The organism is Psychrobacter sp. UBA3068 (assembly GCF_002366815.1).
GTDB lineage: Bacteria > Pseudomonadota > Gammaproteobacteria > Pseudomonadales > Moraxellaceae > Psychrobacter > Psychrobacter namhaensis.
In genome coordinates this window covers 21536-44230 of sequence record NZ_DFBY01000014.1, presented here as the reverse complement: position 1 = coordinate 44230, position 22695 = coordinate 21536, and the positions used below count along the sequence as shown (strand labels likewise).

At 44.2% G+C, this 22695-nt stretch carries 19 protein-coding genes; 8 read left to right on the top strand and 11 right to left on the bottom strand.

Annotation, left to right across the window (positions count from 1 at the left end; genetic code table 11):
* Window positions 1-28: 28 nt before the first annotated feature.
* The 3 genes from B2P60_RS03610 to leuC form a co-directional block, all read right to left on the bottom strand.
* On the bottom strand, window positions 29-715 hold the full coding sequence (locus B2P60_RS03610; RefSeq protein ID WP_286739502.1) for a hypothetical protein: 687 nt from the start codon (window positions 713-715) through the stop codon (window positions 29-31).
* 140 nt (window positions 716-855) lie between these two features.
* Window positions 856-1506 carry a 3-isopropylmalate dehydratase small subunit gene (leuD, locus tag B2P60_RS03605; protein WP_198334128.1) on the bottom strand — a complete coding sequence of 217 codons (651 nt, stop codon included), beginning with the start codon at window positions 1504-1506 and terminating at the stop codon, window positions 856-858.
* Window positions 1507-1578: 72 nt separating this feature from the next.
* Complete coding sequence (gene leuC, locus B2P60_RS03600; protein WP_286739501.1) at window positions 1579-2997, bottom strand: 3-isopropylmalate dehydratase large subunit; 1419 nt, start codon at window positions 2995-2997, stop codon at window positions 1579-1581.
* Between the two features lie 416 nt (window positions 2998-3413).
* Here leuC and B2P60_RS03595 point away from each other — a divergent pair, with 416 nt between their 5' ends.
* Complete coding sequence (locus B2P60_RS03595) at window positions 3414-4286, top strand: LysR family transcriptional regulator (RefSeq protein ID WP_193006668.1); 873 nt, start codon at window positions 3414-3416, stop codon at window positions 4284-4286.
* A 482-nt stretch (window positions 4287-4768) separates the two neighbouring features.
* On the top strand, window positions 4769-6268 hold the full coding sequence (gene putP / locus B2P60_RS03590; RefSeq protein WP_198334130.1) for a sodium/proline symporter PutP: 1500 nt from the start codon (window positions 4769-4771) through the stop codon (window positions 6266-6268).
* Window positions 6269-6752: 484 nt separating this feature from the next.
* On the opposite strand, the gene B2P60_RS03585 is transcribed toward putP, so the two are convergent.
* From B2P60_RS03585 to B2P60_RS03575, 3 genes are all read right to left on the bottom strand, one after another.
* Complete coding sequence (locus B2P60_RS03585) at window positions 6753-8192, bottom strand: outer membrane protein transport protein (RefSeq protein ID WP_286739500.1); 1440 nt, start codon at window positions 8190-8192, stop codon at window positions 6753-6755.
* Between the two features lie 376 nt (window positions 8193-8568).
* Window positions 8569-9798 carry an OmpP1/FadL family transporter gene (locus tag B2P60_RS03580; RefSeq protein WP_286739499.1) on the bottom strand — a complete coding sequence of 410 codons (1230 nt, stop codon included), beginning with the start codon at window positions 9796-9798 and terminating at the stop codon, window positions 8569-8571.
* 220 nt (window positions 9799-10018) lie between these two features.
* Window positions 10019-10279 carry a SlyX family protein gene (locus B2P60_RS03575; protein WP_193006664.1) on the bottom strand — a complete coding sequence of 87 codons (261 nt, stop codon included), beginning with the start codon at window positions 10277-10279 and terminating at the stop codon, window positions 10019-10021.
* A 239-nt stretch (window positions 10280-10518) separates the two neighbouring features.
* Between B2P60_RS03575 and B2P60_RS03570 the strand changes: the two genes are divergently transcribed.
* From B2P60_RS03570 to B2P60_RS03545, 6 genes are all read left to right on the top strand, one after another.
* Complete coding sequence (locus B2P60_RS03570; protein ID WP_286739498.1) at window positions 10519-12459, top strand: ATP-binding cassette domain-containing protein; 1941 nt, start codon at window positions 10519-10521, stop codon at window positions 12457-12459.
* A 491-nt stretch (window positions 12460-12950) separates the two neighbouring features.
* Complete coding sequence (gene petA / locus B2P60_RS03565; RefSeq protein ID WP_198334134.1) at window positions 12951-13535, top strand: ubiquinol-cytochrome c reductase iron-sulfur subunit; 585 nt, start codon at window positions 12951-12953, stop codon at window positions 13533-13535.
* A 7-nt stretch (window positions 13536-13542) separates the two neighbouring features.
* A complete protein-coding gene (locus B2P60_RS03560; RefSeq protein WP_404672196.1) occupies window positions 13543-14763 on the top strand; it encodes a cytochrome b in 1221 nt (406 codons plus the stop codon).
* The gene (locus B2P60_RS03555; RefSeq protein WP_286739497.1) at window positions 14763-15479 is read left to right on the top strand and encodes a cytochrome c1; all 717 of its coding nucleotides are present in this window, start codon (window positions 14763-14765) and stop codon (window positions 15477-15479) included. The genes B2P60_RS03560 and B2P60_RS03555 overlap by 1 nt, the downstream gene beginning before the upstream one ends.
* A 195-nt stretch (window positions 15480-15674) precedes the next feature.
* Complete coding sequence (locus B2P60_RS03550; protein WP_193006660.1) at window positions 15675-16289, top strand: glutathione S-transferase N-terminal domain-containing protein; 615 nt, start codon at window positions 15675-15677, stop codon at window positions 16287-16289.
* A gap of 140 nt (window positions 16290-16429) precedes the next feature.
* Window positions 16430-16864, top strand: coding sequence for a ClpXP protease specificity-enhancing factor (locus tag B2P60_RS03545; protein WP_286739496.1), 435 nt, complete (start codon window positions 16430-16432; stop codon window positions 16862-16864).
* Window positions 16865-16955: 91 nt separating this feature from the next.
* Here the strand turns inward: B2P60_RS03545 and dcd are convergent, their stop codons facing one another.
* From dcd to B2P60_RS03520, 5 genes are all read right to left on the bottom strand, one after another.
* A complete protein-coding gene (gene dcd, locus B2P60_RS03540; protein WP_149489812.1) occupies window positions 16956-17531 on the bottom strand; it encodes a dCTP deaminase in 576 nt (191 codons plus the stop codon).
* Window positions 17532-17680: 149 nt separating this feature from the next.
* Window positions 17681-18817 carry a DUF2804 domain-containing protein gene (locus B2P60_RS03535; RefSeq protein WP_319020891.1) on the bottom strand — a complete coding sequence of 379 codons (1137 nt, stop codon included), beginning with the start codon at window positions 18815-18817 and terminating at the stop codon, window positions 17681-17683.
* A gap of 393 nt (window positions 18818-19210) precedes the next feature.
* Complete coding sequence (gene apbC / locus B2P60_RS03530; RefSeq protein ID WP_286739495.1) at window positions 19211-20443, bottom strand: iron-sulfur cluster carrier protein ApbC; 1233 nt, start codon at window positions 20441-20443, stop codon at window positions 19211-19213.
* A gap of 409 nt (window positions 20444-20852) precedes the next feature.
* Entirely contained in the window at window positions 20853-21482 is a 630-nt protein-coding gene (locus B2P60_RS03525) for a CoA transferase subunit B (RefSeq protein ID WP_193006657.1), read from the bottom strand.
* A gap of 142 nt (window positions 21483-21624) precedes the next feature.
* The gene (locus tag B2P60_RS03520) at window positions 21625-22338 is read right to left on the bottom strand and encodes a CoA transferase subunit A (protein ID WP_286739494.1); all 714 of its coding nucleotides are present in this window, start codon (window positions 22336-22338) and stop codon (window positions 21625-21627) included.
* Between the last annotated feature and the right edge of the window lie 357 nt (window positions 22339-22695).

Below are 22695 nucleotides of genomic sequence, written 5' to 3'. Positions count from 1 at the left end.
TTTTTACATAAGACACGACTGGCACTGCCTAAATCATGCTGGTTTCCACAAACTCACCTTGATGCTCAGTATCCAATTGCTTACAGAAGCGGCGCTGTACTTTACTACCTTGCAGCAGCTCAATACAGAGAGGCTCAGGTGAGGCGGTTTCTAGCAAACTCCCAGAACGCTCGCTAGATTTTTTTTGATAAGCGCGTAACTGATAGGTGCCCGCCTCAACAAAGTCATGAATCATCGCAAAACGCTCAACATAACCGATGTTGTTTTCTGGATAGAAATTAACGTGGACTTCGCGCTTTGCCGGCATGACCCGCGCGTAGTAGTTGGTCAGACCTGGCATCCCAGACGCGGCTAATGGAACTATTTTGATGGCACTTTTATTGGCGAGTGGAGCCACTTTCATATTCGCTGGTACTTTTACCGTATTTTTGGCCGCATAGACACTTGGTACATTGACCAGCATCTTCGAATTGACGGGTTCATGAGTGTCTGGGGCAATAACAAGCGTTTTATCTATCTGTACAATTTCGCAGTGATAAGTACCCACACAGGCAATATTCACTTCACCAGCAATAGGATGGATTTTACCTGCCCACTTCTTAGCACTTTCTGCCTCATCTATTTTCTGATAGCCAGTTAATAGCTGACAGCCTGACAATAACAAGCTCGTAGCAAAAATTGTACCTGTCCATAGAGCATAACGTTTTTTATTCATAGTGGTGGCTACTCTTCATAAGAGAAATGATAAAATATTGTAGAAAACTATCCTTCATTTTAGCCAGTTCACCCTCATAACTCAACGCTGCATTGCCGCTGTTCAGCAGTTTTCTGAGTAATAGCTTACCGATTTACTACTTATGCGCGTACTTCGTTAAATATCCACGGGGTTTTTTGCATCATCTTATGCTCATAGTTTTTAATAGCATCGCTTTGTTGCAAGGTTAAGCCAATATCATCCAGTCCATTTAATAGACAATGTTTGCGAAAAGCATCCACTTCAAACGCGTACTCTTCACCCGTTGGGGTAATAACCACTTGACGCTCAAGATCTGCGGTCAGCTCATAGCCTTCATTGGCAACCGTGGCTTTCATTAAGATATCGACAGTGGCCTCATCCAATACAATTGGGAGCATACCGTTTTTGAAGCAATTGTTATAAAAAATATCAGCAAAGCTTGGCGCAATGACCGTACGAAAGCCATACTCTGAGAGGGCCCAAGGGGCATGTTCACGACTAGAGCCACAGCCAAAATTTCGGCGTGCCAGTAAGATGCTCGCCCCTTGGTAACGCGGCTGATTTAAGACAAAGTCTGGATTGATAATGCGTGTGCTATTGTCTTGACCTGGATACCCTTCATCGAGATAACGCCAGTCATCAAACAGATTTACGCCAAAGCCTGTACGTTTAATAGATTTCAAAAACTGTTTTGCAATAATTTGATCGGTATCGACGTTTGCGCGATCAAGTGGGCAAACGATTCCGGTTTGAGTGTTATAAGCTTGCATAAAATGTCCTGTCCATTATTTTTTATTGATGAGAGGGGATCACTAGTCATTACTAGCGACCAAGCCCCAGTCTTAAAATGTTCTTACATCAACAAAGTGACCAGCCAACGCGGCGGCGGCGGCCATCGCGGGACTCACTAAATGTGTACGTCCGCCATTGCCTTGACGACCTTCAAAGTTACGGTTAGAAGTGGAGGCACAGTGCTCTTGTGGCTCAAGCTTATCAGCATTCATTGCCAGACACATCGAGCAACCAGGCTCACGCCACTCAAACCCTGCCTCAGTAAATAAAGTGTCTAAGCCTTCAGCTTCGGCTTGTAGCTTCACCTGTCCAGACCCAGCAACGACGATCGCTTCTTTGACATTATCAGCAACTTTACGGCCTTTGATCACAGCTGCCGCATCACGCAAATCCTCAATACGAGAGTTGGTGCACGACCCAATAAATATACGATCAAGGTGAATGTCAGTAATTTTCTGACCGGCTTCTAATCCCATATACGTATAAGCACGCAACCAGCCCTCTTCTTGCGCTTCATCAGCTGCTTGATCAGGTGTGGGAACCGACTGCGTGACATCCACGACCATTTCAGGCGATGTACCCCAAGAGACTTGCGGCGCTATCTCACTACCATCAATCTCGACCACCGTATCAAACACCGCATCATCATCTGAATAGAGTGTGCGCCAATACGCCTCCGCTTGCTGCCACTGTGATTCGTTTGGTGCATAAGGACGACCTTTGACATAATCAATGGTGGTGTCATCAACGGCCACCATACCCACGCGAGCACCCGCTTCGATCGCCATGTTACAGACGGTCATGCGACCCTCCATACTCATGTCTTCAAACACTTGTCCTGCAAACTCAATAGCATGCCCTGTCCCGCCAGCCGTACCAATTTTTGCAATGATAGCGAGCACCACATCTTTTGGTGTCACGCCAGCGCCAAGCTTACCAGTGACACGGATTTGCATGTTTTTCGATTTCTTTTGAATCAAGCACTGCGTGGCCAAAACGTGCTCAACCTCTGATGTGCCAATACCATGTGCCAAACAGCCAAGTGCGCCGTGGGTCGCCGTGTGCGAATCCCCACAAACAACCGTCATACCTGGTAATACTAAGCCTTGCTCAGGACCGACAACGTGCAAGATACCTTGACGCGCATCGTTGATGGTAAACTCTGCAATATCAAACTTGGTACAGTTATCATCGAGTGTGACCACTTGCAAGCGCGACACTTTATCTTTAATACCAGGTACGCCTTCTAGACGCTCTTTGGTCACCGTTGGCACGTTATGATCGGGGCTTGCGATATTGGCAGACAAACGCCATGGCGCCCTATTAGCCAGCTCTAAGCCTTCAAACGCTTGCGGACTCGTCACTTCGTGCAACAGATGGCGATCAATATAAATCAGGCTCGAACCATCATCACGTTTGGTGACTTCGTGAGCGTTCCAAAGTTTGTCATATAACGTTTGACCGGCCATGTTGCTATCCTTTATGAGTTGCTGACGACTGAATTTTTCGTTTGCTGACTAGTAAACGAGCGTCTTATTTAAATGTATGTCTATTTAGCACCGCTTTTAGAGCCACTTTATGTAAACTGCTGTTTGAGAGTAGCTGCTTTTTTAGCGTAACAGTCATTTTAAAACAGACACATCGCTTACCTGTCATTTTACATTTATTACTACATTGGGCTATCAGAACGCGCTTTATACGGCAAATTATCAAGATAATAGAATAAATATGTCACAATACGCCCTGATGTCTTGTGATTATAGCAGGCTAATCCTATAATAATAATTGATGATTTTTAACCAGATACAAACTTTTATTTCTAATACATTGTGATTAGGTTAGCCAACTTTTATTTATAGCTCGCTAAGTAGCTAAGGACATCCGTTTGAACACCACAAACTTAACGACATTCGTTACTGTCATGCACACAGGCAGTATTTCAGGCGCTGCAGAAAAGCTGTTTATCACACAGCCTGCGGTCAGTAAGCGCATCAAAAATCTAGAAGATGAGTTTAACATTACTTTGTTTGACACGGTAGGTCGCGGGATTGTGCCCACCCAAGCTGCCAGTGAAATGCTTCCCCATGCCAAGCGCTGGTTAGAAGATTATGAGAATTTCAAAATCAACCTACAACACTCTCAACATATTGTCTCTGGTAAATTAGTCATCGGCACCAGTCATCACATTGGTTTGCACCATTTAGCGCCTGTGCTTAAGCATTTTATTCAAACTTATCCTGCCGTGCAGTTAGAAGTGCATTTTGTCGATTCAGAAAAGGCACACAAAGCGGTATTGGACGGGGATTTATCGTTGGCTTTTGTTACCCTGCCCCCTGTTTACGATAAGCGTTTGACCTATCATACGCTATGGTCAGATCCGCTCTACTTTATGACAGGCACGCTGTCACCGTTAGCGACCAAGTCCAATGTGACCTTAGAACAATTGGCACGTTACCCTGCTATTTTGCCATCTGCCAATACCTTTACCAGTCAGATTACGTTAGCCGAATTCGCTAAGCATAATCTCAAGCCTTATGCCACCATGAGCACCAATCCACTTGAGTCGATTCGCATGTTGGTATCTGTCGGGCTTGGTTGGTCGGTATTGCCACAGACGATGATCAGTCAGGATTTAGAACGTATTGACATGGCAGATAACATTGAGTTGCAGCGCTATCTAGGCGTGGTCATCAATCCAAAGCTGACTCAATCTAGCAGTGTGACCGCGTTACTAGATTTACTCGCCCCCATTGAATAGGAACTAATGCGACGTTTGGCGTGCGGGCCTGCTGCTCAAGTAGAGACGTACGCCATTCGCATTTGTGACAGTCATACGTTATAATACGGCTGACGTTGTTTTTATAACAAAATTTTACCATAAGAGTACTGATAGTCATATATTGAACACTTCGAGTAAGATATGATGGTTGACAGTAGGTTTAATGGTTTTAAATGATTGGTTATATAGGCGGCTTATATTGAGATATCACTAGCAGATGCGAGCAATAAAAATGCACAGACGGAATGCGAGATTCCGGTTGCTTCTCACCCCTGCTTATTCATATTAGCCCTAGAACAGCATCAATCATATAAAACTAACAGCAAATACTGAAACAAGCCATTATGTCCTACTTAATGGCTTTTTTCGTCTTTAGATATTGTTTGGGACATCGTCTGATAAAACTTAATCTTTATAGTTAAAAATAATTACAGCCAACGATGTTGGTTAAGGACAATTATATGAACGGAGTTTCTAGTGGCGTGCTGATATCACTTGGCGCCTATTTTTTAGTGATGATTGGGATTGGCATTTACGCGTACTTTAAGCAAGCCAATGATACTGAAGGCTATATGTTAGGAGGGCGTAATTTAGGCCCAGCTGTCACCGCCCTTTCGGCTGGTGCATCAGATATGTCAGGTTGGTTACTCCTTGGCCTACCGGGTTACATGTATGCTGACGGTGTGGTTAGTGTCTGGATCGCGCTTGGTTTGACACTTGGTGCGTTTTTAAACTATATCATCGTAGCCCCTCGTCTTCGCGTTTATACCGAAGTCGCTGACAACGCCATCACTTTACCTGATTACTTCGCCAACCGCTTCGAAGATAAATCGCACATGCTGCGTGTTATCTCTGCTGTGGTTATCATTCTATTCTTTACCGTCTACACAGCAGCAAGCTTAGTAGGTGGTGGTAAACTCTTTGAAAGCTCGCTCAACCTATCTTATAGTACCGGCCTTTGGGTTACTGCTGGTGTGGTCGTTGCTTATACGCTATTCGGTGGTTTCTTAGCCGTATCAATGACTGACTTTGTACAGGGTATTATCATGCTGTTTGCCATGGTAATCGTACCTGTGGTCGCCTTTACGGATCTTGGCGGGGTTTCAGCCACTTCGGAAGCTGTTAGAAACATTGATCCAAGCTTGCTCAATATCACTAGTGGTATGAGTATTCTTGGTATTGTCTCATTAATGGCATGGGGTCTAGGGTACTTTGGTCAGCCGCATATTATCGTGCGCTTTATGGCGATTCGCTCAGTAAGAGACGTTCCTACTGCACGTAACATTGGTATGAGCTGGATGATCGTGAGTCTGATTGGTGCATTAATGACTGGTTTTGCTGGTCGCGCCTACGTACAAAAAACCGCCATGACGCTAGATGATCCTGAGACTATCTTTTTAGTCTTTACTCAATTCTTATTCCATCCATTGGTTTCAGGTTTCTTATTAGCGGCAATTTTGGCAGCTATTATGAGTACCATCTCATCGCAGCTATTGGTAGTATCAAGCTCTCTAACCAAAGATGTTTATAAGTTATTCTTTGATAAAGACGCACCAGAAGCTCGTCAAGTACTGGTCGGTCGTATATCCGTTATCATCGTTGCACTCGTTGCTATTTTATTGGCTTCTAATCCAGACAGCTCAGTACTGAACTTGGTGTCTAACGCTTGGGCAGGATTTGGTGCAGCTTTCGGACCGTTGGTGATTTTCAGTCTCACATGGCGCCGCATGAACCGTAATGGCGCAGTTGCCGGTATGGTCGTTGGTGCATTGACTGTTATCCTATGGATCTATGGTCCTTTCGAGATGAATGGTATGGCACTTAATAGCTGGTTATATGCTATCGTTCCAGGCTTTATCTTAAGCACCATTGCTATCTTTGCAGTTAGTATCATGACTGGTGGTCCAAAACCTTCAGTATCTGCTAAGTACAAAGAGATGGAGCTAAACCTAAACAAGTAAGTTTACATCCTATCTTATCGCTATAAAAAAACCTCGTCATTATTGGCGAGGTTTTTTATGGCAGGTTACTTACTGTATCTATGCAAACTTGATAAGTGATAAGCTCAAACGACTCTTATACTCCGTACCTCAACGTTCATTAATAACCTCCATGTATCTGTAGAACTAGATACAACTTCCTTACTTAATACTTAACCGCGACTCTATTACTTCCTTATTTTATCAACAATTATCTTTAATTTCACAACACACGAATGCACAACCCGCCACTCAAAGAACTAAGTGAAAGAATTAGGTACAGAGAGAAGCTTTAACCTTCAAAGTGACAAACTCTAGCGGTTCCATATAAAAGTACACGCTATAAAAGTGTTGAATTACCGTCTTTTATAAAAAGCGTTTTATCGTAACTACGGCACTAGAACCCCATTAAAAAAGCGACCTGCTATAGGTCGCTTTTTTATTATCTAACAGTTATATAAGGAGATTATTTCGCTTGGTAAGACAGCTTCAAACCAGCGACATAACCCTCATTGTCTTGGAAATCACCAACGATTTTTCCTGTTGGTAATTGACCTTTTGCATCACCGAACCACAAGTATTTACCACCAGCTGATACTGCCCAGTTTTCAGTAACGTTGTATTTGGCACCAAGACCGACACTATAGTAGCCATCGATAGGTCCTAGTGATGTGGTTGGATCACCGGCACCACTGTCCCAGCCAACGGTACCACTGATAGCAAGGGCTGGTGCGACACGCTTGGCTAGGCCCAACTCCACCTGCCATTGATCGTCTTTATACTCAACCAAGTTTAACCCATCATCGCCATATAGCTCACTATCTACACTAACCTGATTGTATAGGGGCGGGGTGATAACAAAGTCACTCCATGGCACCCAACGAACTTTTGCTGTGGCTAGTGTCGTCGGGTTGATGCCTGTTTGGAAATCAAAATTGACTGACTTGGGCGTAGTAATCTCGTAGTTACTGACTCTATTTGCTTGTGCTGCTGCCTGTTCTGGAGTAGCTCCTTCTGCTGCTGCTCTAATCCCAACTAAAGGATAAGTCTCAGATATTTTTATATCGTGATCAATCTCAGAACGATAAGTCAAAGCCGCTTTTAATGCAATTTCAGGCTTACTATAAGCGATACCTGCGATATAGCCGTAATCCATATCAGGGTTACTATTTGAGGTATAACCAGTAGCCGGACCGTAAGCCAGTCCACGTAGTTTTGTTTCAGATTCAATACGCTGTGCAACTGGACCACCATAAATTTGGAAGTTTTTGTTAGCACCAAACTTCATACCAAGAATACCTGTTAAGCTTTGACTACGAACCTCTACATTGGTATTTTCGCCTGCACTGCCTGCTTCGGCTTGTGCTATTGCACCTACCGTACTAAGCTTTGTTATTTGCTCTATAATTCCAGCTCTTATTTCTGCATTAGGCTCTGCTGCAGCTTGGTCTCTTAACGCATCTATTGTAGGGCCAAGAGTTGCACCATTAAACTGATTATTGGTTAATTGCTGAATAGAAGAATTGAGGTCGCCTTTCGAAACAAAATTGCTATCGCCAGTATATTCAGCAGCAGCACCGAAAGGCTCATCATATAGCACACCCACACTGAATGTATCGTTAATATCAGCTTTTACGCCATAACGGAAAAAATCATAAGATTCAGCAATATCACCCGTTTTGCCACCACGCTCATAATCATTTTCATTAGGATTGTTGTTAGCACTGTCATAACCGCTTACGTCAGCATCGATATAGGTATAGACAGCTTCGGCATAGGTGCCATCTTGTAAGAATGCGGTGATATCTTGACCAGAACGATCAAGACCAGCAGCGTTGGTGACGCTAGCGACAGAAAGAGCGGCAATTGCCACTGCAAGGGTTTTTAAGTGAAAGGTAGTGCGCATTGTGTATCTCCAACGGTCCTTGTTGTATTACTACTCTAATAATCAATACGTAGCATTGCTATGCTCAGTATTGAGACTATCAAAGTCGTTCCCTAAGTTGAATACTAATGCCTTTTTGACACTAAAACAACAATTAAAGCACTTTATTTCCCAAATATGACTGAACAGTACACATAATATGTAAACAAGATACTGGTTTTTTCTTTTATAACTTGACTGATCTATCTCGCTATATCTAATACAAAAGCCAAATAACACATTATATTTTAGTATTTAAACGATTTGTATAATTTAAGCAATAAAAAAGCGACCCCATAAGGATCGCCCTTTTCAACACCGCTAAGCTATATGCTCAACAGCATAGCTGGTTTACCTATTACTGCGCTTGATAAGAAAGCTTCATACCTAGTACGAAACCATCATTGTCCTCAAAGTTACTAACGATAGTTTTACTTGGTATTTGACCTTTAGCGTCACCGAACCATAGGTATTTACCGCCCGCAGAGACTGCCCAATTTTCAGTCACATTGTATTTTGCACCAAGGCCAGCACTGTAATACCCTTCGATAGGACCTAATGAAGTCACTGGATTGCCCGCACCGCTATCCCAACCGACGTTACCTGTTACTGCTAACGCAGGTGTTAAACGCTTGGCCAACCCTAGCTCAACTTGCCACTGGTCTTTATCATAGCTAACTAATGGTAGACCATCAGGACGAAATGCTGGATTAGCTGTACTAACTTCATTATACAATGATGGTACGATTGCAAAATCACTCCAAGGCACCCAACGTACTTTTGCTGTTGCTAGTGTGGTGGGATTAATACCCGTTTGGAAATCAAAGTTTACTGATTCAGGGGTAGTAATCTCGATATTACTACTTCTACTTGATGGGAACACAAAAGGTCCTCCAGCAATTGGAGGTATCGAGCCACCAACAACAGTGGCTAAAGGGTATTGCTCAAAAGCATCTGTATTATGTTCAATTTCTGAACGATACGTCAACGCAGCTTTTAATGCAATTTCAGGTTTGCTATAAGCAACACCTGCTAACCAACCGTAATCTTGATCCGCACTGATGTGGGTAGTGTAACCATTAGCAGCTTCATAAGCAGTACCACGTAGCTTTACATCAGCTTTTACACGTTGGGCAACTGGGCCACCATACACTTGGAAGTTTTTATTTTCACCAAGCTTGGCACCGAGGATGCCGGTAATGCTCTCAGTACGTACTTCTACGTTAGTACCTTCACCATTTGCATCTATAAAATTATTGTCGCCAATGTCGCCAGTATAGTCAGCCGCTGCACCAAAAGGCTCATCATATAAGACACCAACGCTAAAAGTTTCGTTGATATCTGCTTTTACGCCATAACGGAAAAAATCATATGACTCAGCTATATCATCAATTTTATTACCTGACGAGTCTTTACCACTTACATCGGCATCGATATAAGTATAAACAGCTTCGGCATAGGTGCCATCTTGTAAGAATGCGGTGATATCTTGACCAGAACGATCCAGACCAGCAGCACTAGCAACGCTAGCAACAGAAAGAGCAGCAACAGCTACTGTGAGAGTTTTTAAATGAAAAGTGGCGCGCATTATATATCTCCAAACATCCGCATTGTTTTACTGTTGTACCCAATTTTTATGGGTAAGCAGTATCCGAGGTGGAGGATATTAAAGATTTTCGAACGGTAAAACAACTGCAAAAATACATTATTTCCTTATTATGACCAAACAGTCACCAGACAGTACATTCATTTAACAACAAAAATATAGTTTTTTTACCTAGAATTTAGGCTAATGGCGTTTTTAGTCATTAGTAGTGAGGGGGTCTATCGGCCATGACATCAAATGGAGCAATCCCCCCTTCGGTGTCTTGGCTTTCAACTTGCTTATAGATGAGCTGCAACTGTCGTTGTAGCGTCTGAATGTCTTTGTCTTGTCGCGCAATCACCTCATCGAGGCGCTCTACTGTCAGCTCAAGGTGTGCCATGCTCATTTGTAAATCAATAACGTGTTGTGTCTGTAAGTCATGCTGTCCAGTCGAAGCGTCGTTTTGAGCGTTAGATTGATTCATATTCTTCTCTACATTTAGTAAATACAGGGCTAGCAGGGTTTGTTTATGATATAGATGGGTAACCCATAAATAGTAGTAATAATCTACGATGATAGCCCTAAAGCAGCGGCTAATTATAGAAGCGATAAATAGTGCTTATAAAACCATTTACGTTCACTACTGTTATGCAGTGGCATGTTATACTGCTGGCAATTTTGCAACAACCCCTATCTCTCTATTATATAAGCTTAAGATACTCTATGGCACTGATACATTTAAAAGATATTCACTTAGCCTTTGGCGTCGCACCTGTTCTTGATGGTATTGATTTTGCTATCAATGCAGGTGAGCGTGTGTGCTTAATCGGCCGCAACGGCGAAGGCAAATCCACCTTATTTAAACTGATTAATGGCTCATTGCAGCCTGACAGTGGCGAGATCATTACCAACAGCAGTATGCGTGTCGCCATGCTAGAACAAGATGTTCCTGAAACCAGCGGACGCATCTTAGACATCGTTATGGGTGGCAGTCGCCGGACGGCTGACTTGCTGATCAACTATAATAAACAAGTTGATCTTTGTGCCAATGGCGATATGGATGCCTGTGAGCACATGGCAACGCTACAGCATGATATTGATGCGGTGCATGGCTGGGATCTAGAGCGTGACGCTAGGCGCCTGATTACGACAATGGGACTTGACCCAGAAGACGATCTGTCCTCTTTATCGGGTGGTCGTAAGCGCCGTGTACTACTCGCCAGATCCTTGGTCACTAAACCTGATGTCCTACTGTTAGATGAGCCAACCAACCATTTGGACGTCGAGAGTATCGAATGGCTAGAGCGCTTCTTACTTGACTGGCAAGGATTGACGCTGTTATTTGTGACCCATGATAGAGCGTTTGTGAACAAATTGGCCACCCGTATCGTTGAGCTCGACCGTGGTCAATTGACCAGTTACGACGTCACTCAAGGCGCCAAAGGATACGCGCGCTACCAAGAGCTAAAAGAGCAGCAACTACTGGCGGAAGAAAAAAATAACGCCAACTTCGATAAAAAATTGGCGCAAGAAGAAGTATGGATTCGCCAAGGTATCAAAGCACGCCGCACCCGTAATGAAGGCCGCGTCCGTGAACTAAAAGCCTTGCGCGAAGAGCGTAGCGGTCGCCGTGAGCAAGTGGGTAATGTCAATATCACCATGGGCGAAGGCGAAAAAAGCGGTAAGCTGGTCTGTAAAGTTAAAAACCTGCATCTTGAATACGATGGCAATGTCTTGGTTGATAATTTTAGCACCACGATTATGCGCGGTGACAAGATTGGTATTGTGGGGCCAAACGGCGCTGGTAAAACCACATTGATCAAAGCCCTACTCGATATGTCTGATGCTGAAGTGACCAAAACAGGCAAGGTTGAGCTTGGTACCAATTTGCAAATTGCGTTCTTTGATCAGTTGCGTGACCAATTAGATCTTGAAGCCAGTGTGGCTCAAAACGTCTCAGAAGGCTCAGACTTTGTCGAAGTCGGTGGCCGCAAGACCCATATCATGAGTTACTTGCAAGACTTTCTGTTTGCACCAGAGCGGGCACGCACACCGGTCAAGGCCTTATCAGGTGGTGAGCGTAACCGCGTACTGCTTGCCAAGCAATTACTAAAACCTGCCAACATTTTGGTACTAGATGAGCCGACCAACGATTTGGATATGGCCACCCTTGAGTTATTAGAAGAATCTGTCAGCAGCTTTAACGGCACGATATTGCTCATCAGTCATGACCGCTCCTTTATGGACAACGTGGTCACCTCTACTTGGGTGTTTGACCAAGATGACGACGGCAAAGGTATTGTGAAAGAGTATGTCGGCGGCTACCAAGAATATTTGGTGCAAAAAAACCGTGAAGAGGCCGCCCGCGCTGCCAAAGCGCCTGCTAACAATGCCACAAGTAACAAGACGGCTCATAAAACAACAGCAGCTAAACCTACAAAAGCAGCCAAAAAACTCAATTATAATGAGCAACGTGAACTCGATAACTTACCCAAAGAGATTGCAGCGCTTGAAGCCGAGCAAAAGCAGCTAGAAGAGAAGCTGGCCGATGGCTCATGGTTCAACAAAGACGTTGATGCCGCCACTGCCGCTAGCGCGCGATTACTGGCTATTGAAGAAGAGATGATGAGTAAACTTGAGCGTTGGAGTACGCTTGAGGGTTAGTAGCAACAACTAAACTACTGTCTTTATATCAGTGTTCAATGCTCGTTGCTTATTTTTGTTTAAGTAAGCCGTGAAAGCAGCCAATAATCACCACTCTATCGTATAGAGAGGTGATTATTGGTTTATAGCGGATTACAAAGTAGTTAGATACTGAAAGTTAGTGAACATTGCCTTAATTTCAAGTATCATTCGCTATTGCTAAATATCCTTATTAATTATAAGGTCATCGCGTTTACAATCCTCAACAAAAAAACGGATGTTAAACATTGATAATCAAGCTGTTTTGCTGTGGTTACCGTGTTCAACCTTATAATATGGCCTATAAAGGTTGCTTTATTTTTAACGCAATAATTTATTTTATCACCGAAATAGCTTAGAATAGCAACAATTAGCAAAATTAGGCACAGCCAAAGTGGCTTGATATTGTATATTTTCTAAGCCACAAACCCAGTGTGGGATAATCCCATTTCATTCACCTGGAGGAAGTATTAATGAGCCAAGCCGAAGGCGTTAATGTACAACGCCGTAGAGTTCTTATTGCCTCAACTGCCGCGATTGGTGCAGCTGGGGTAGCTGCTGTGGCAACCCCTTTTGTCCGTTCTTGGTACCCAAGCGCTAAAGCTGAGGCTGCAGGGGCTGCAGTAACCCAAGATATTGGTGCTATCGAAGCCGGACAGATGATTGTTGTCAAATACCGCGGTAAACCCATTTATGTGGTTAAACGTACCGATGATATGCTGGACACTCTTGATGCAGTTAGGCCACTACTGTCTGATCCTGATTCTAGTGCCTCAGTGCAACCTGAATACTGTACCAATCCTACGCGCTCTTTAGAACCAACCGTGTTGGTGGTCGAAGGCGTGTGTACACATTTGGGCTGCGCACCAAACTACCGTCCTGATGTTGGCGCAGCTGATCTAGGTGGTAATGACTGGTATGGCGGATTTTTCTGCCCATGTCACGGTTCTAAGTATGACTTAGCAGGTCGTGTTTATAGTGGCGTTCCTGCACCGCTTAACTTACCTATTCCACAATATAGCATGGATGGTACCATCTTAACGGTTGGGGAGGCTTAATATGAGTATGGGTAAAAAGTTAATGCATTGGGTGGACGCACGTTTCCCAGCGACCGAAACCTATGAATACCACATGTCAAAGTACTATGCACCAAAGAACTTTAACTTTTGGTACTTCTTTGGCGTATTGTCAATGATTGTATTGGTCAACCAGTTGGTAACCGGTATATGGCTGACGATGATGTATAACCCAAGTGCCGAAGGGGCGTTTGCGTCTGTTGAATATATCATGCGTGACGTAAAAGGTGGCTGGCTCATCCGTTATATGCACTCGACTGGCGCATCTGCGTTTTTCGTCGTGGTGTATCTACACATGTTTAGAGCACTGCTGTACGGTTCATACCAAAAACCTCGTGAGCTAATTTGGCTCATCGGTATGGGTATTTACCTAGCACTTATGGCAGAAGGTTTCTTTGGTTATCTACTTCCTTGGGGCAACATGTCATTTTGGGGTGCACAGGTTATTCTTAACCTTCCTGCTGCTCTACCTGTAATCGGTGACGGCCTTGCTGAGTGGGTACGTGGTGACTATATCATCTCAGGTATTACCCTAAACCGCTTCTTTGCGTTGCACGTCGTTGCGATTCCATTAGTCCTTGTGGGCTTAGTGTTTATGCACATTGTGGCATTGCATCATGTGGGTTCAAACAACCCAGATGGTATCGACATCAAGAAGCTAAAAGACAAAAATGGTGTGCCATTAGATGGTATTGAATTCCATCCGTACTATACTGTGCATGACATGGTGGGTATCGTCGTATTCTTTATCTGCTTCTTTGCAGTGGTGTTCTTCTTCCCCGAAGGCGGCGGCTTCTTCCTTGAGCCACCAAACTTTGAGACAGCGAACTCACTAAAAACACCAGCGCATATTGCCCCAGTATGGTACTACACGCCATTCTATGCCATCTTACGTGCGGTTCCTGATAAGCTTGGTGGTGTTATCGCGATGGGCGCAGCCATTGCTGTGTTGTTCTTGATTCCATGGCTTGATAGATCGCCTGTCCGCTCTATTCGCTACAAAGGCATCTTGTCTAAGATCGCGCTGACTGTCTTTGCTATTAGCTTTGTTGTGTTGGGATACTTGGGTGCGACACCTGCCACACCAACTGCCACTATCATGGCACGTGTATTTACCATTCTATATTTCTTGTTCTTCTTACTGATGCCGTTCTACACTGCCATCGAGAAGTGTAAACAGCCACCAGAACGCGTTACCGGAGGTCACTAATGAACACGCTAATTAAATCCCTAGCTGGTCTAGGCTTAGGCGCGGCATTAACGTTGACTGCTGGGACTGCACTGGCAGCTGGCGGTGGCGGATGTGGTACGTTCACTAATGCTGAGGGCGTAGAAGAACATTTGGCTTGTAGTACTGCTCCTATTGATTTTACCAATAAGGGCTCACTACAAAACGGCGCAAAAATCTTTATGAACTACTGTGCGGGTTGTCACTCAGCAAAGTACGTTCGTCATTCGCGCATTGCCAAAGATTTGGACATACCACCTGAATTGGTTGAAAAGTATCTGATGGTCACCACCGATCAAATCGGTGACCATATCACAGCTGAGATTGATCCTGATGTCCAAGCCGCTTGGTTTGGCGCGGCACCGCCAGATTTGTCACTTGAGACAAGACTACGCGGTGATGACTGGGTATACACCTACCTACTGTCGTTTTATGAAGACCCAAGCCGTCCTTGGGGCTCTAACAACTTGGTGCTAGCAAATGCTGCCATGCCTCATGTCTTGCATAACATGCAAGAAGAATTGAGTGCAGAAGAGTTTGAGTCTGAAGTGGGTGACTTGGTCAACTTTATGGCATGGATGGCAGAGCCTGCACGTCATGACCGTCAAGTAATCGGTTTCTTTGTGATCTTATTCTTATTAGTACTGCTGATTCCAGTGTACTTATTGAACAAAGAATTCTGGAAAGATGTCAAATAACGTCGTGTTTAGAACGTAAAATAACCATACAATATTAAGCACTACTTCGGTAGTGCTTTTTTTGTGCTTTGTCATCAAAGCAAGTGCTAAAACCAGACAAATAAGGTCCTCACAAGCAATGTTTACGTACGTTACCTTGATAAACAAGGCGACTTTGTTTACGATGACAGTCTTCACTATTACCATTAGGCTTTCATGATTGATGCGAATGACATTCCAAGTAGTCAGCTAATTTTATACGCTGATGACGGCTACGACAGTCATGTGGTGCGCCTGTTACTTGAAGAAAAAAAGCTCGCTTACTATTTGTCACGCTTGCACTCTGAGCGTCCTGAAGATTTGACTGAGCTAAACCCTTATCACACGCTACCTGTGTTACAGCAGCGTGAAATTGCGCTCTATGAAATCAACGTGATTTTTGAGTATCTTGAGGAGCGCTACCACACAAATAAGCTGCTGCCTGATACACCGCAAGAGCGGGCGCAGTTTCGACAGTTGGCTTGGCGCATTCAGCACGATTGGCTAGCCCTTGGTAAGCGTCTACTCATGCATCCAGACAGCTTTAATAAAAGCCAAGCAGCAGTCGCTAAAAAGCAGCTGAGCGACTCTTTGATTACCTTATCGCCCCTATTTGCTCACAAGCCTTACTTTATGGCTGACGAATTTGGCTGGTGTGACGTGCTATTAGCGCCTCTTTTATGGCGGCTAGAAGAAATGGGTATCGAATTACCGCGCGCGATTAGTCGCCCACTGTTTGACTATCAAACGCGGGTCTTTGAGCGTGCAAGCTTCCAAAAAAGCGTGCGTTAATTAGACAAGTATGACTCGCTGCCTTAAAATAGATACAAGTAAATAGAGGGCAAATGTCACCCCTTTATCCTGATCATTCGGTAGACTGCTGAACAAATATCTTTTAATCATTAAAAACCATTCGTATAGGAAAGCATCAGATGAGCGAAACCACGTCTATTACCCCAACCCGCCCTTATATGGTACGCGCGTTATATCAATGGATAGAAGACAATGCGCTCACGCCATATCTGATGGTTGATGCCACTGCTGAGAATGTCCAGATTCCAACGGAACACGTACAAGATGGACGCATCGTTCTCAATATTGCCAGTCGGGCAACGGGCAACATGAGTATGGAAAACGACTATATACATTTTAGTGCCCGCTTTGGTGGGGTCTCACAAGAGATTTGGGTACCACTCACTGCGGTGATGGGTATCTACGCCAAAGAAAACTCACAAGGGATGTTCTTTGATCCAAAAGAGTATGATCACTATCAGCCTGAAGACGATTCGATCACGGCTGCTAAGAAAACCAATACGACCTCTAAACCTAAGCGCGATAATAAAGCGGGCTTAAAAGTGTTAAAATAAAAAATTGAGTCGTAAAAAAAGCCAGTCATATCACATGTATGACTGGCTTTTTTACTGGTGTTTGAGCTGAACTGGACTGTTAAAACTGTTACTAAGTTCTAGGTAGTGTCACGCCGCGTTGACCTTGGTATTTACCACCGCGATCTTTATAGCTGGTTTCACACACATCGTCCGCATCACTTTGGAAAAACAGCATTTGCGCCACCCCTTCCCCAGCATAAATACGCGCGGGCAGATTGGTGGTATTACTAAACTCTAAAGTGACGTGCCCTTCCCATTCAGGCTCAAGCGGTGTGACGTTGACAATGATACCGCAGCGCGCATAAGTGGACTTACCAAGGCAGATGGTCAATACATCACGTGGAATACGGAAATACTCCATCGTGCGTGCTAATGCAAATGAGTTTGGTGGAATAATGCACTCGTCACCGACGATATCGATAAAACTTTTTTCATCGAAGTTTTTAGGATCAACGACGACTGAATGCACATTGGTAAAAACTTTAAATTCAGGTGCGCAGCGTACGTCATAACCATAGCTTGAGGTACCATAGCTCACCAAACGCTCGCCTGCATCATTAAAACGTACTTGACCCGGCTCGTATGGCTCAATCATGCCGTGCTCTTCAGCCATTTTACGAATCCAGCGGTCAGATTTGATAGACATTTTTGTTCCTTAGCAAATATTGAATAGCGATGATTTTTTGATAGCGACGATTATACGGAATTGATGGCTCAATTTATAGTGGAGCGCCTACTTTAAATCAAAGCGGCTATTTAAGTGCTTACTACTGTGAGTAAGCCATCTTTGATGAGTCACCATTTGGCAAAATGGTCTTCCGCCAGCCCTATCACTTTATCAAGCGTAATCACTCTTTCTCCTAGATGTATCTCGCCACTATAAAAACCAATCCACTGCTCAAAAATACTGGCAACCACGCCGAAGTTATCGGTCTTTTTATAGGCCATGATAGGCGTAAAGGTTAAGTCGATATGTACTGTGCTCCAACCCAAGTTTTGATGATATATCCGCCAAGGTTTTGGGGTACTAGTCTCTGTCGTTTGGGCAGAGGCAGCTTGCTGGCCTACTGATGGTTTACACTCGTCACGAACAAACATAACAGGCGGTAAGTAGGATATCTGCCCATCAAGCCAACAGGCATTTTCACTCGCGCCCGTTTCATTTACCCCCATCGCTAGGTTCAGTACAAAATGTCGACCATCAGCCAAATAATGATTGATACACGCCCAAAACCAGTTGGTCTCGTGGCGCATATAACCAAGCGTCCAATCTAGGTTGGCGACACTACTAGCCGTAAAATCTATATGCTGGGCTTGCGCCTCAACAGCAAATTTTGAATGCGCTTTAATGAATAAGTGGCCAGATAGCGCTGTCAGTGGCTCCTTTTGCGTGAAGGTCCAGCCGCGCCTGCCAGTTGGTGTACAGACGACTAAAGGCTGCGCTTGTCGCACAAGCGTGGCCTTTACGCCAATACAGTGACTGTCTAATAAAACGCTGACTTGCGAAGGCGTAAAACTCAATGTCATCGACAGTTTGGCATGAGTAAATGCCATACGCCCTTGATAACAGTCCCCTTCTAGCTGTGTCTGGAGAGTCAACGGCTGTAGCGCTTCACACACCTCTAATTGCTCAGTATCTTCGTTATAAATATAGACAAAAGCACTGGTCGCAAGCTTAATAGTCGCAAGGGCTAAGCAGATTCGATAAGGGGGTTCGATAATCTGGATAAAACAAAACTGATTGGCTTTTAACGCTTTACGCCAAGTGGGTAGCGACTTTTGTGAGATAAGATGGCTGTGATAATCGAGATAATTGATGTTTTTAACGTGGGAGAAAACGCCAAAAACCGGTTGGCCGTTTTGGATAAGTTGCTCGAGCACAGCGGGTTTACTGGCCTTCGCGGTTTGCTCACTATAGTGTTGGTTCATCATTGCGGCATCCTAGCCAAATTTTCCTAAACGCACTATCTGTCCTTGACAGTACACGGTGGTAAGTACTACTTTTCTTCTCGTCTGTGTAAAACCCTCAAAAGTGCGGCAGTGATAACCCTAAATTTCAAGCTGGTTGATCCCTCATCGAGCGCTTGTGTCACATTTGTACTTTCTAAAGCTGATTACTATGACCATCTTTATCATAGCAATCAAAAGCTAACGGTTTTTTGATAGTTCAATTACTTATTTGGGCACGTGAGAAACACGATAATAGCGGATGTCTATAGAGATGCTTTGCAAATACTATCCTTAATAACCAAATGAGGCCATAGCACTCTTTTTAGGTAAGCATCTCAGTATAAAAGCATTCCCCATAAACAGTTTTCTCAACTATCAGAAAATGCGTTTATCATCGACAGGCTTAGCGAATTTATCAATGTTGGTTTCGATATTTTTAGCAATGTCCAAATAATAAGTGGCAAACTCATCATCAGCCAATACACTTGGCTCCCCTTTATCTACTTGCGCACGTATACCGCTTGCTAACGGCAATTGCCCTAATAACGGCACATGATATTGCTCAGCGATGCGCTCCCCGCCGCCCGTACCAAAAATCGCTTCGGTATGATTACAATTGCTACAAGTATGCAGCGCCATATTTTCAACCACACCAAGTACAGGAATATTGGTTTTATTAAACATCTCGATACCTTTTTGCGCATCGAGTAACGCCACATGCTGCGGTGTCGTGACAATGACGGCTCCAGTGACGGGAATTCGCTGTGCTAAGGTCAGCTGAATATCACCTGTCCCTGGTGGCATATCAATGACCAAATAGTCTAGCTGCGGCCAGTTGGTTTGATTATACAGTTGCATCAAAGCGCCTGTCGCTTTAGGACCGCGCCATGCAACCGGCGTGTTATCGCCATCGAGCAGGCTACCAATCGACAACATCGCCATGCCATGGGCATTCACAGGAACAAACTGCTCATTTTCCAGTTCAGGCTTGACACTATCCACGCCTAGCATGGTTGGCATACTCGGACCATAAACGTCGGCATCCAATACACCAACACGGTTGCCAAGCTTTTGTAACGCCAACGCAATATTGACTGTCGTGGTTGATTTACCAACGCCGCCTTTGCCGGACGCCACCACGATGATATGACGAATACGGGGATGCGCTGCTAATGATGCTTGTGTCGGTGCGGCTTTGGTGATTGGCGGCTCGGCATTGGTATCATTAGAATGACTATCAGCGCTTGATGATGATTTAGGCTGAGCTTCCATGGCATTAGTCGTTTCGGGCATTGGCTTTGGTAAGGTTGAGCCAGCGCCTTTCTCTGGGGCAGGTAAACGCACATTCATATGGATGGTTTTGATACCGTGCGGATGCAGAAGCTGACCAAGCTCTTGTTGAATGGTTTCAGGATTGCTACCTTGTGGCAAGCGCAAATCTAGAGTGAGCTGGTCTCCATCCCGCTCTAAACCTGTGACCATGGTTGCGATACTGAGGGTGCCGACTTCATAGCCAAGCAGCACCTTATCGACCGCACTGTCACGTTCAGCCCGCTGTTGCGGCGTTTCAGACGCTGAATTGGATTTTTTCTTCATAAAGTTAAACATAGCTACCGTTACTACCTATATAAGTGGATTGGTATGGTAAGGCGAATCGATCAATACCGTAGCAGATAAGCCTTTTGTCCAAACCTTTTATCGTGACAGTGTAGCTCAATTACAGGCATAAAAAAACCACAACGCCAGTAGGATTGAGCGTGTGGTTTTGTACTCCTCATAGCCTCTTTTAATTCATAAACCAACCATGACTGGCGACGATAGACTGGCCAGTAAAGACATTACTTGGAAACGCTGCTAAAAATAAGGCCACTCTTTTTGACAAATCCTGTTGTAATTGGGTCGCCATGTACGTTCCTTAACAGTGATCTAAAGTGAGGGTTTAATCATTTAAAGAATAGTGGAGCCAGTTGATAAATAACCCACTAAAGTATAGCGGCTACTGTTAGGCGTGTAAAAATTAGCGAGCAATGCTGACTGGTGTTTTATCTTGCAGCTCATCAAAACTAACGCCATCCGCCAGCTCAACCAGTTTTAGCCCTTTGTCCGTGACATCTAGTACCGCAAGCTCAGTGATAATACGATCGACCACCCCTTTACCTGTCAATGGTAGCTCACAATTGGCAAGGATTTTTGGATCGCCATGTTTATTGACTTGCTCCATCAGTACAATGACGCGCTGTACGCCAGCGACCAAATCCATGGCACCGCCCATGCCTTTGACCATTTTTTTCGGAATCATCCAATTGGCAAGATCGCCGTTTTCTGAGACTTCCATTGCGCCTAGTATCGCAAGGTTGACATGTCCACCGCGAATCATCGCAAACGATTCTGAGCTACTAAAATAACTGGCACCCGCCTCTGCTGTTACGGTTTGTTTACCTGCATTAATCAAGTCAGCATCGACGTTTTCTGCGGTTGGAAACTCGCCAATACCTAGCAAGCCGTTCTCTGACTGTAACCAAACATCCACGCCTTCAGGAATATAATTGGCCACAAGCGTTGGTAGACCAATCCCTAAATTGACATAATAGCCGTCTTGTAGCTCTTTTGCGGCACGCTGTGCCATTTGTTCTCTTGTCCATGCCATGTTGATTTCCTTATTTTTTACGATATTCTATTTTTATTCACTTACATAGTCAGTTATTTAAACAATTAGCTATCTAAATTATCATCCATCCAAAAACTGACCGTTAATTTTAAATACACTTAAGCTTCTACAACGCTCTGATTTAAGCACCTTCTACCGTTTTAGTGGTGGTTTTTTCGATGCGTTTTTCAGGGTTGCTGTTTAACACAATACGTTGTACAAAAATACCGGGCAGATGCACCTCATCAGGATCAAGGGTGCCCGTCTCTACGATTTCCTCTACTTCAACGATGGTGATTTTGCCAGACATCGCGCAGTCTGGATTGAAGTTACGCGCGGTTTTATTGAACATCAAATTACCGGCTTTATCGGCCTTTTGCGCTTTAATAAGTGCCACGTCCGCACGCAATGAATGCTCAAGCACATAAGTGCGACCATCAAAATCACGTGTCTCTTTGCCTTCAGCGACGAGGGTGCCCACGCCAGTTGCGGTATAAAACGCTGGAATACCAGCACCACCTGAACGAAGTTTTTCGGCCAAGGTGCCTTGCGGTGTCAGCTCAACGTCTAGCTCGCCTGCCAAGTATTGACGCTCAAACTCCTTGTTCTCACCTACATAAGAGGAGATCATTTTTTTGATTTGGCGCGTTTGTAGTAATAATCCTAAACCGAACCCATCGACACCCGCGTTGTTACTGATACAGGTCAAGCCCTTAACCCCACTATCACGCAGCGCTTCGATCAGTGCTTCTGGAATACCGCACAGACCAAAACCGCCAATAGCGAGCGTTTGGCCATCACTAACGACATCTTTTAACGCCGCTTCCGCGCTGTTATATACTTTTGAGCGACTCATGCTTATCTCCTTGCAAGTCTATTTTTTTTATTCAAGTTTATTAATCATCATTGATCTTTGCTTTTTTAAGACGCTGATACTAGCTATCTAAGTTATTGCTGACTGATACATTACTAACATATGGTTTTTAGACATTATACCAATACACTCCCTATCGATATATCATATATAAGATACTTATGCTAACTTAGCATATTATTCTAGCAGCGACTAGAGAATAACATTAAGAACGCACGAGCCAGCGCAGTGATACAGCATGTGTGAAGTCAGTATCCACCTCAGTTTATACTTAACAGAACACATTCAATAGCTCTGCTGCATTGACGTATGGCTATCTGCGGCTTAACGCATAAGCAG